Source organism: Hyphobacterium lacteum (assembly GCF_036330345.1).
In the GTDB taxonomy this organism is placed as follows: Bacteria; Pseudomonadota; Alphaproteobacteria; order Caulobacterales; family Maricaulaceae; genus Hyphobacterium; species Hyphobacterium lacteum.
The window spans coordinates 1-10,822 of record NZ_JAZDRP010000006.1 but is presented as its reverse complement, the minus strand read 5'-3'; the positions used below and the strand labels follow the sequence as shown (position 1 = coordinate 10,822).

The 10,822-nt window shown below is 60.5% G+C and carries 7 protein-coding genes; all 7 read left to right on the top strand.

Going from position 1 to position 10,822, the window contains the following annotated elements:
• The first annotated feature begins 5 nt into the window (after window positions 1–5).
• The 7 genes from V0U79_RS10405 (at window position 6) to katG (ending at window position 10,777) form a co-directional block, all read left to right on the top strand.
• Window positions 6–821 (top strand): enoyl-CoA hydratase/isomerase family protein, encoded by an 816-nt coding sequence (locus V0U79_RS10405; RefSeq protein WP_330199446.1) that lies wholly within the window; start codon window positions 6–8, stop codon window positions 819–821.
• A gap of 2 nt (window positions 822–823) precedes the next feature.
• Window positions 824–2,818, top strand: a complete 1,995-nt coding sequence (locus V0U79_RS10400; RefSeq protein ID WP_330199445.1) for an acetyl/propionyl/methylcrotonyl-CoA carboxylase subunit alpha — start codon at window positions 824–826, stop codon at window positions 2,816–2,818.
• Window positions 2,805–3,599 (top strand): TIGR03084 family metal-binding protein, encoded by a 795-nt coding sequence (locus V0U79_RS10395; protein ID WP_330199444.1) that lies wholly within the window; start codon window positions 2,805–2,807, stop codon window positions 3,597–3,599. Before V0U79_RS10400 ends, V0U79_RS10395 begins: the two co-directional genes overlap by 14 nt.
• Before the next feature lie 9 nt (window positions 3,600–3,608).
• Window positions 3,609–4,817, top strand: a complete 1,209-nt coding sequence (locus tag V0U79_RS10390) for an acyl-CoA dehydrogenase family protein (RefSeq protein WP_330199443.1) — start codon at window positions 3,609–3,611, stop codon at window positions 4,815–4,817.
• Window positions 4,818–4,826: 9 nt separating this feature from the next.
• Complete coding sequence (locus V0U79_RS10385; RefSeq protein ID WP_330199442.1) at window positions 4,827–5,951, top strand: acyl-CoA dehydrogenase family protein; 1,125 nt, start codon at window positions 4,827–4,829, stop codon at window positions 5,949–5,951.
• A 130-nt stretch (window positions 5,952–6,081) separates the two neighbouring features.
• Complete coding sequence (locus V0U79_RS10380) at window positions 6,082–8,337, top strand: DVUA0089 family protein (protein ID WP_330199441.1); 2,256 nt, start codon at window positions 6,082–6,084, stop codon at window positions 8,335–8,337.
• 232 nt (window positions 8,338–8,569) lie between these two features.
• The gene (gene katG / locus V0U79_RS10375) at window positions 8,570–10,777 is read left to right on the top strand and encodes a catalase/peroxidase HPI (RefSeq protein WP_330199440.1); all 2,208 of its coding nucleotides are present in this window, start codon (window positions 8,570–8,572) and stop codon (window positions 10,775–10,777) included.
• Window positions 10,778–10,822: the final 45 nt, after the last annotated feature.

The window sequence follows — 10,822 nt, the reverse complement described above, 5'->3', positions numbered from 1 at the left end:
TGACGATGACAGCACTTCCCGAAACCACCGCGCTGGAAACCGGGCTTGAGAAAGGCTGGCTGACCATCTGGTTCAACCTGCCGGAAAGCCGCAATGCCCTCAGCGCGGAACTCACTGCCGATTTGCGCGCGGTGCTGGACGCTGTGCGGGAGGACCGGGGGGTGAGGGGGATCACGCTTCGTGGGCGCGGCGGCGTATTCTGCGCAGGCGGTGATCTCAAGGCCTTCAGTGCCGGCTTCGGCGCCGAAGGTGATGCGGCCCGGGCCGCCATTGTCGACATGTCAAAGTCGGGTGCGGCGATCTTCGATACGGTCAATTCCATGCCACAGGTCGTGATCGCGGTGGTCGAGGGCGCTGCGATGGCCGGTGGGCTGGGCCTGGCCTGTTGTGCTGACGTCGCGATCGCCGATGCCGGTGCGAAGTTTGCCTTCACTGAAACGGCCATTGGCCTGACACCGGCGCAGATCGCGCCTTTCGTGATCCAGAAGGCCGGCTATGCGACCGCCCGCCGCCTGATGTTGACCGCTGCGTGCTTCAAGGGCGCGGCGGCTCAAACCCTCGGTCTCGTGGATTTCGTGGCGGATGGCGCCGCGGCGCTCGATGAACTGGAGGCCGGTATCCGGCAACAGGTGTTGGGCTGCGCGCCGGGTGCCGTCGCTGATATCAAGCAACTCATTCTCGACCTGCCAACGCTGGACCGGTCGGCGCAGATCGCCGCCGCCGCAGAGAATTTCGCCGGCCGCCTTCTCAGCGAGGAAGGCCAGGAAGGGGTTCTTTCCTTCATCGAAAAACGCAAGCCGTCCTGGGCAGAGGAGGATTGATCATGAGCCGTATCAAGACCCTCCTGATTGCCAATCGCGGCGAGATCTCTCTGCGCGTCATGCGCACGGCCAGGGCCATGGGTATTCGCACCGTGGCGGTTTATTCGGATGCCGACGCGGACGCTCCGCACCGGCGTTTTGCGGACGCCGCCATCCGTATCGGTCCGGCGCCCGTCGGCGAGAGCTATCTGAATATCGAAGCTGTGCTTGAAGCGGCCAGACAGTGCGGCGCGGATGCCATCCACCCCGGTTATGGCTTCCTGTCGGAGAACGCGGCCTTTGCCGAGGCTGTGGAAAAGGCCGGGCTGGTCTTTATTGGTCCGCCGGTGAAGGCGATCGAAGTGATGGGTGACAAGGCACGCGCCAAGCGCGCCATGATCGAGGCGGGCGTGCCCTGCGTGCCCGGCTATGAGGGCGAGGATCAGAACGAGACAAAGTTTATCGCTGCGGCGGACGAGATCGGCTTTCCGGTCATGGTAAAGGCGGCAGCCGGTGGCGGCGGGCGCGGCATGCGACTGGTTGAATCAGCGATGGTTTTGCCCGATGCGCTGAAGCTGGCGCGGTCGGAAGCAGAAAATGCCTTTGGTTCGGGCGAGCTGATACTGGAAAAGGCAATCCTGAAACCGCGACATGTCGAGATCCAGATATTTGCGGACGCGCATGGCAATACGATCCATCTCGGAGAGCGGGACTGCTCGGTCCAGCGCCGCCATCAGAAGGTGTTGGAGGAGGCACCCTGCCCGGTCATGACGCCGGACTTGCGCGAGGCGATGGGCCAGGCCGCGGTCGAGGCGGGGAAGGCCGTCGATTATCGCGGGGCCGGGACCGTTGAGTTCCTTCTGGATAGCGATCGAAACTTCTACTTCCTCGAGATGAATACGCGGCTGCAGGTCGAACACCCGGTGACCGAATTGGTGATGGGGCTGGACCTCGTTCGCCTGCAGATCGAGGTTGCTGAGGGTGTGCCGCTCGGCCTGACACAGTCAGATGTTCAGCTGAACGGTCATGCCATCGAGGCGCGCCTCTATGCCGAGGATCCGGCGCAGGATTTCCAGCCGGCCACGGGAAGGATCGCGCTGTGGACGCCGCCCAAGGGAGAGGGTGTGCGCTGTGATGATGGCATCGAGACAGGTGGTGAAGTCTCGCCCTTCTACGATGCCATGCTGGCCAAGATCATGGCCTGGGGCGAAACTCGGGAGATCGCGTTAACGCGTCTCGCGGGTGCCCTGGATCAAGCGGCCTTGCTCGGCGTCACCAGTAATCAGGCTTTTTTGGCAGACGCGATCTCGCAACCGGCTTTCGCTGCGGGCGACGCGACGACGGCGTTCATCGCCGAGACCTGGGGCGAAGACGGTTATGCAACGCGGCCTCCCCGCCCGGATGATGCCGCGATCGCCGCCGTCCTGTTGCATCGCGCGGCTCGCAAAACGGCGCGTACCGCAGCGCTGGATGTGCCTGACGAGTTGCTGGACTGGTCCAGCGTTCATCCCCAGCCCTCCGTGGCTGATTTCGAAACCGGAATGGTCCGAGTTTTCCCGCAAGGCGGAGAGGCATATCGTGTGGAGATAGCCGAAACGGTTCTCCGGATTGAAGTCATCGCAGAACAAGGCCCGCAGGTATCGCTCAGCGTCGACGGGTTGCCGGCTTCAGTGGTGTTCGCGCTGACCGGTGAGGAAAGGGTCTTTGTGAAGCGCGGAGTTCGCAGTTTCGAGTTCGCGAACCGGGCGGCCATCCTGAAATCTGCGGGGACGGCTGGTGGTGCCGGTGACGTCATCGCCAACATGCACGGGACATTGCAGGATATCTTCGTGAAATCCGGAGACCGTGTACAGGCGGGCGACCGGGTTGCTGTCCTTGAAGCGATGAAGATGCAGCATCAGCTTCTCGCCGAGGTTTCCGGGATTGTGGGCAAGGTGCATGCTGAAGCGGGTGGCCAGCTGGCATCAGGCGATCTGATTCTGACAATCGAGACGGAGGCTGGCGATGCAGGAAGCTGAAGATTTTCGCGAGGAATCTCGCGCGCTGCAGGCTTTGCTCGCGCCGCTGACAGACGACCGGTTGCAGGCGCCGACCCAGTTCAAGGGCTGGAGCATCAATGATGTGATCCAGCATCTGACGGTGTGGAACCATATGGCCCGCTTGCAGATCGAGGACGAGGCTGAACTCGACCGGCAATTCCACTCCCTGCTGGAAATGGATGCCAACCTGCGCAAGTTCGAAACCGCTTTTCTGGATGATCTGCGGGGTGCCGCCCTTGTGGAGAAATGGCAGTCGGGCTTTGAGGCGACGGCGGACACTTTCGCGGCCGCCGATCCGAAACAGCGGCTTAAATGGGTGGGGCCGACGATGAGCGCGCGCTCATCCATTACGTCCCGCCTGATGGAAAGCTGGGCGCACGGGCAGGAGATTTATGACGAGCTGGGTGTTGAACGCCAGAATACAGACCGTATTCGCGGCATCGTTGTGCTCGGCGTGAACACCTATCGCTGGACCTATATGGCGCGTGGCACCGAACCGCCGGGCGAGATGCCCCGCCTGGAGCTGACTTCACCGTCCGGCGACGTCTGGACTTTTGGCGAGAGCAAAACAGACCGGATTGCCGGCCTGGCGGAAGAATTCTGCCAAGTGGTGACACAGACACGCAATATCGCCGACACATCGCTGACCGTCGAGGGTGGCGTCGCCGAAGACTGGATGGCCAAAGCCCAGTGCTTTGCGGGCCCGGCTGTCGAACCGCCCGCGCCGGGAAGCCGGCATCGCCGCGAGAATGAGAACTAGGGAGGGCCCATGTCCGAGGTGAACGAGAAAGAACTGGCTGAGTTTTCCGCCGAAGCGGACGCCTGGTTCGCAGAAAATACGGTCTCTGATCCCGGCTTCCGCTTGCCCCTGACCTTCATGGAGGTCGGGACGGACCAGCAGTTTGATTTCCTGCGGGACTGGCAGAACAAGGTCTGGTCCGCGGGCTATCTGGGAGCGGCATGGCCCAGTGAATATGGCGGTGGTGGCCTGGCGCAGGCCTTCCAGGATGCGGCCACCAAGGCGATGCGAAAACACCAGGCGCCGATCATGCTGAACGCAATCGGACTGAACTGGACCGGCCCGATGCTGCTGGATATCGGCTCGCATGAGTTGAAGGCGAAATACCTGAAGAACATTCTCTCTGGCGAAGATATCTGGTGTCAGGGTTTCTCCGAACCCGAGAATGGATCGGATCTGGGTAATGCCCAGACACGTGCAGTCCGCGATGGCGATGAATACGTGATCAACGGGTCCAAAATCTGGACCACCCAGGGCAATTACGCCAAATACATGATCCTTCTGGCGCGTACTGATCCGGATGCCCCGCGCAAATATGACGGCCTGTCCTTTTTCCTCGCTCCGATGCGGGTGCCGGGTGTGGAGACGGTGCCGATTCGCAAGCTGACAGGCGAATTCGGCTTTACCCAGACCTTCTTCACCGATGCCCGCATTCCGGCTGACGGATTGATGGGTGAGGAAGGACAGGGCTGGAAGATTGCCATGCAGCTGCTGGAATATGAGCGGGGCGTGCGGGGCGGCCAGGCCGGCGGCTATATCATTACCGAACAGAACGCTTTCGATGTGGTTGAACTGGCACGCCGCGTGAAGCGTGGCGGCAAGCCGGCCATCGAGGATCCCGTGCTGCGTGACAAGCTGGTCGAGTTCATCATCGAGATCCAGTCGAACGCCCTTTGCCGTCAGCGTGTGCCGATCCAGCCACTGAACCAGGAAAAGCCGTTCGGCGTGCCACTGGCATCCAAACTGATGTTTACCGAGTTCGTGCGGCGCCTGAACGAGTTTGCCGTGACTCTGACGGGGACCGGTGGTGGCTATTATGTCGGCGATCCCAATGCGGTTGATGAGGGCTTGTGGACGCGCGCCTATCTGAATGCCTTCTCGGCGACGATTGGCGGTGGCACGTCGCAGATCCAGCGCAATATCGTGGCCGAGCATGTGCTTGGCCTGCCCAAGGGGTAGGGGGCGGATATGGACAAGATCGGCAAGCTGGGCTTTTCCGAGGAACAGGCAGATCTCCTCGAGGTCGCCATGAATTTCTGCCGCGACAAATCCCCGATCGAGCGAGTGCGGGGCCTGCTGGAAGATAAGCTGGGCCATGATCCGGAACTCTGGAAGGAGATCGGTGAAATGGGCTGGCTGGGCATTGCCATCCCTGAAGCCTATGGCGGGATCGGGCTGTCCATGGCGGAGGTGGTTCCGGTGGCTGAAGCCATGGGGCGTTATCTTCTGAACTCGCCGTTCACCGCAACAACGCTGGCAGCACAGGCCCTGCTGGCAGGTGGCACCGAGGCCCAGAAACAGGCATGGCTGCCGCGTCTGGCAGGCGGCGAAGCGGCAACGCTCGCCCTTCTGGAAGCCGAGGGTGATTGGGATGTGATGGCGATTTCGGCGCGCGCCGGGCGCGATGGCGATACGCTGGAACTTTCTGGCCGGAAACGTTTTGTGGCCGATGCGGCGAGTGCTTCAGCGGTCATCGTTTCGGTTCAGCTGGACGGGCAGCCCACTCTGGTGCTGCTGGAAGCGGCTGATCTGGGGAGGGAAGCCCTGCGCCCGGAAACGATCATCGATGAAACGCGGCGAACCTTCGAGCTGACACTCGACGGCATCCGCATTAGCGAAGACCGGCTGCTCGACCCGGACCTTGCGGCCACGGCGCTGAAGCACATCCATCTGTGCTCGAACTTGCTCGCGGCAGCGGACATGACCGGCGGCAATCTGAGCGTTATCGACTACACGCTGGATTATTTGCGAACCCGCACCCAGTTCGGCAAGCCGATCGGATCCTATCAGGCGCTGAAACATCCGATGGTTGATGCATACGTCATGTACGAGCAGGCGCGGTCGCATGTTTACTCAGCGGCGCACTGCTTCAACCAGCAGGGGGAGGGCGAAATCGCCACGCGCATGGCCAAGGTGACTGCGCTGGAAGCCTATTCCTATGCGGGGGATCGTTCCATTCAGTTCCATGGCGGTTTCGGATTTACCTATGACTGTGACGCCCAGTTGTACCGGCGGCGTGCGATCTGGCACGGAGCGATGTCCGGAGACTCCGCTTTCCACAAAAAGGCGCTGGCAGACCTGTTACTGGGATGAGCCGCCCCGGTTCCCGGGTTGGTGCATATTGGCGCAGCCACAGCCCTTTGGCTTGCTGAATAACGGCAACTTGTCTAGGGCTATCGCCGTTCGACCCGGTGCGAGGGCCACGACAGACAAGGGGACTTTGATGCGTTTTGTAATTGGTACGATGGTAGCTGCCTGCTCGGTTGCCGTAGCTTGCGCTCAGGAAGGCGCTGACGGAGGCCTGGCGGGTGAAGTGACTGCCCAGCGGCCGCAGGTTGATTTTCCGATTGAACTGGAAGCCGGCTCCATTGTGACGCTGACAACCTCCTCTGACGAGAATTTCGATACCATTCTCGCTGTGACCGGTCCTGATGGCCGGCTGATCGACCAGAACGATGATATGGGCCCGGGCTCGCTGCAATCGCGCGTCGTCTTCCAGGCGTCGCAAACCGGTACCTATACGGCTTCGATCACAGGCTATGGCGGCTCTACCGGTTCGTTCGAGCTGGAAATCGGCGATGGGGTCGATTTCGGCCTGTCCAGTAGCGCCAATGTCCTGACGGAAGTGATCACCCGGATCGGTGACCCGGATCCGACGCTGAGCTTCCCGGTCGATCTGCAGGCCGAGGATATTCTGGTTGCATCGACCTATGCGCTGACCAGCGGTCTCGACACGACGATGTCGCTGACCGGTCCGACCGGCATGATCCTCTCGCAAAACGATGATCGCGGTGACGGCACGCTGAATTCGCATGTGGTTTTCCAGGTCTCCGAGCCGGGACGCTACACCGTCGAGATCGGCACTTATGGTGGCGATGAAACCGGCGATCTCGTTGTGTCCATCGCGACAGACCCAAATGCAGAGGTTCCGTTCGATTTCACGTCAATCGAAGGCCAGCGCATTGCCGAGTTTTCCGGTCAGATCACGAATGAGCGCCCGGTGATCGAATATCCGCTTCCGCTGGAGGCCGGTCAGACGATCTATGCATATGCCGATGCGCTGTCGGGTGATCTCGATACCTTTATCCGCCTGAACGGTCCGGACGGTTTCCCGGTGGCCATGAATGATGACCGCGGCGATGGTTCGCTGAACTCTGCCATTGCCTACACAGTGGAAGAGACCGGCCGGTACACGCTGGAAATGACACGGTATTCCGGATCGCCGTCGAGCGGCGATTTCGAACTGGTCATCTCGCTGGTCGACGCTGAAGTCGTCGACATTCTCCAGGAATTGCGCGAGCGCGTGATCACGCTGAGCGGTGAGGTCGAGACCGTTACCACCGACGATTTCGTGATCCATTACACGGTCGAGGGCGATGATGCCTCCTCTCGCGAATATGCCGAATCCGTTGGTGTCGCGCTGCAGGAAATTCTGGACATCCAGATCCGCCAGATGGGCTGGGCCGAACCGATCCGTGACGATGAGGGCATGTATAATGTTTTCATCGCCGATGCCGGCGGTTCGTTGGGCGTGGCTTACCCGGTTGAGTCGGTGTTCGATAACCCGAACACGACGGACGTCCGCGAGATGGCGGCCTCACGCGCAATCTTCCTGATCGAGAATGATTTCCGCGGCCTGGGCAAGGAAGCCTCTGCCCACAGCCTGATGCGGGCGACGGCGACGCACGAGTTCAACCATATCGTCCAGTATGGCTATGACGCCGAGGAAGGTCTGGGCTGGCTGTATGAGTCGACGGCATCCTGGATGGAAGTGGCCACGGTCGGTAGCGACCAGGACGCGACCGATTATGTGCGCCGTGATTACCGTTCGCCGGAGAATTGCTGGACGACCAGTGAGAGCGGTTTCAATTATTCCCAGTGGACGCTGCTCCAGTCGATCGCCGACGTGCATGGCAATGACATGATCCGCCGATTCTGGGAGAATGCCGTCGAGCTGGACGGTTTCGAAACCGTGTCCGCCGCGCTGGCTGAAGACGGCGCGACCATCCCGGAGGTTATCGAACGCTGGCGTGCCCAGAACTTTGCACGCGATTATGATCTGGCACCGCTCTTCCGGACCACGGTCGCGCTGCGTGACACGCTGGCAGAGACCGGTGACTGGGCGTCCAAAGGCGGCCTGGAACAGCTGGGGGCGAATTATTTCAACTTCGACCTCGACGGCACCTATACGGTGACGCTTAACAGCCCCGGCCAGATCGAGATGTTCGCGCTGGGTGTCGGCAATGGCGAAGTGCAGGTCATTCCGCTGGGCCAATCCGGCACAGTGGATACGACCGGTTTCGACCATGTCGGCCTGATGGTGTTCAACAGCGCCATGCCCCCGGCTCCGGGCGATTGCGATGATGATGGCTTCCGTCTCAACATCCAGCCTTCGAGCGGCCGGATGGCGTCTGCGGCCTACACGTTCGATGCGACGCATTTCGAAGTGCTGAGCGAGGAGGAGGAAGACGAGGAATAGTCTTCTTCCCCCTTTCTGATCTGACTGCGCCCCTGCCGGTTTCCGGCGGGGGCGTTTTCGTTTTCAGCATGACAGGCAAGTGAACTGGCGGGTCACGATTACTATCGCTATCGATAAAGGCTATCGACCGGTGATAAAAAATCGATTGGATTTATGATTGGGGCTCCCATAGGGTTCATCCATCCAGGGCCATTGGCCCGATCGATGACAAGCAATCCTATGGGAGACAATCATGGACGGCGCAGGAAAATGTCCTTTCACATCAGCGCAGCATCGCCATACGGCGGCCGGCGCCCTGTCTAATTCCGACTGGTGGCCGGAACAGCTCAATCTAAGGATTCTCCACCAGAATGCGCCGGCGTCCGATCCGAATGACGCGGATTTCGACTATGCCGAGGCCTTCAAGAGTCTCGACCTTGATGCGGTCAAGGCCGATCTCACAGCCCTGATGACGGACAGCCAGGACTGGTGGCCGGCTGACTACGGCCATTACGGTCCCTTCTTCATCCGCATGGCCTGGCACTCTGCCGGAACATACCGCGTCAGCGATGGCCGCGGTGGCGCCACGTCGGGAACCCAGCGCTTCGCGCCCCTGAATTCCTGGCCGGACAATGGTAATCTGGACAAGGCGCGCCGGCTTCTCTGGCCGATCAAACAGAAATACGGAAACAAGATTTCCTGGGCTGATCTGATGATCCTCGCCGGTAATGTCGCGATCGAGTCCATGGGCGGCAAGACATTCGGTTTTGCCGGAGGCCGCGAAGATGTCTACGAGCCCGAAGGTGATATTTACTGGGGTCCAGAGACCGAATGGCTGGCAACAAGCGACACCAAGGACAGCCGCTATTCGGGTGATCGGGAACTCGAAAACCCTCTGGCCGCTGTGCAGATGGGACTGATCTACGTCAATCCCGAGGGTCCGGATGGCAATCCCGACCCGCTCGCATCGGGACGCGATGTGCGGGAAACCTTTGCCCGCATGGCCATGAATGACGAGGAAACGGTCGCGTTGACCGCTGGCGGTCATACATTCGGTAAATGTCACGGGGCCGGTGATGCCGGTCTTGTTGGGCCGGAACCCGAAGCTGCGCCGATCGAACAGATGGGCTTTGGTTGGATGAGTTCCTACGGGTCGGGCAAGGGCGCCGACACGATAACCTCGGGGATCGAGGGCGCATGGACGGCCAATCCGGTCCAGTGGGACAATGGCTATTTCGATCTGTTGTTCGGCTATGAATGGGAGCTTGTGAAGAGCCCGGCGGGCGCATGGCAATGGACGCCCAAGAATCCGAAAGCCGAGGATCAGGCACCGGATGCGGCGGATGCCTCGAAAAGAGTTCCGACGATCATGACAACGGCTGACATGTCGATGCGCATGGATCCGTCCTATGAGAAGATTTCGCGCCGCTTCCACGAGAATCCGGACGAGTTTGCCGATGCCTTTGCGCGCGCCTGGTTCAAGTTGACCCACCGCGATATGGGCCCCGTTTCGCGTTATCTCGGCAAGGAAGTGCCGGATGAAGTCCTGATCTGGCAGGATCCGGTCCCGCCGGTTGATCACGATCTGGTCGATGAAGCCGACATTGCGGCCCTCAAGGAAAAGGTTCTGGCCTCTGGCCTGACCATACAGCAATTGGTGAAAACGGCCTGGGCCTCGGCGTCGACCTTCCGCGGTTCCGACAAGCGGGGCGGTGCCAATGGTGCCCGCATCCGTCTTGAGCCGATGAAGAACTGGGAGGCCAACGAGCCTGCCGAACTGGACAAGGTCCTGACGGTTCTCGAAGGCATCCGCAGCGACTTCAATGTATCTGCACCGGGCAACAAGCAAATCTCCCTGGCCGACCTGATTGTGCTGGCGGGTAATGCCGGAGTGGAAGCGGCTGCGAAGGCCGCGGGGCACACTTTGGACGTGCCGTTCTCACCGGGACGTACTGATGCCACGCGGGAGATGACGGACGTCGAATCCATTGGCTATCTTGAACCCAAGGCGGACGGGTTCCGCAATTATCAGGGCAGAATGGATCGCCCCGCCGAGGAAATGCTGGTCGATAAATCCCAGTTGCTGACTCTTTCGGCGCCGGAAATGTCGGTTCTGGTAGGTGGTTTGCGTGTGATCGGTGCCAATTTCGGCGATAGCGATCATGGCGTCCTGACCCGGAAGAAGGGTCAGCTGACCAATGACTTCTTCGTCAACATTCTCGACATGAAGACTGAATGGAAACCGGTAGATGAAGCTGAAGGGCTCTATCAGGCCATCGATCGCAAGAGCGGCGATGTTGTCTGGAGCGGAACCCGTGCGGACCTGATCTTCGGGTCCAATTCCCAGCTCCGGGCCATTTCGGAAGTCTATGGTGCTGCGGATGCTGAAACGAAATTCGTCAAGGATTTCGTGGCCGCCTGGACCAAGGTGATGGAACTGGATCGGTTCGACCTGAAATAATCCTGACTGGTTTTCCCGACCGGAAACCGCTAGTGGCGGGCCCAT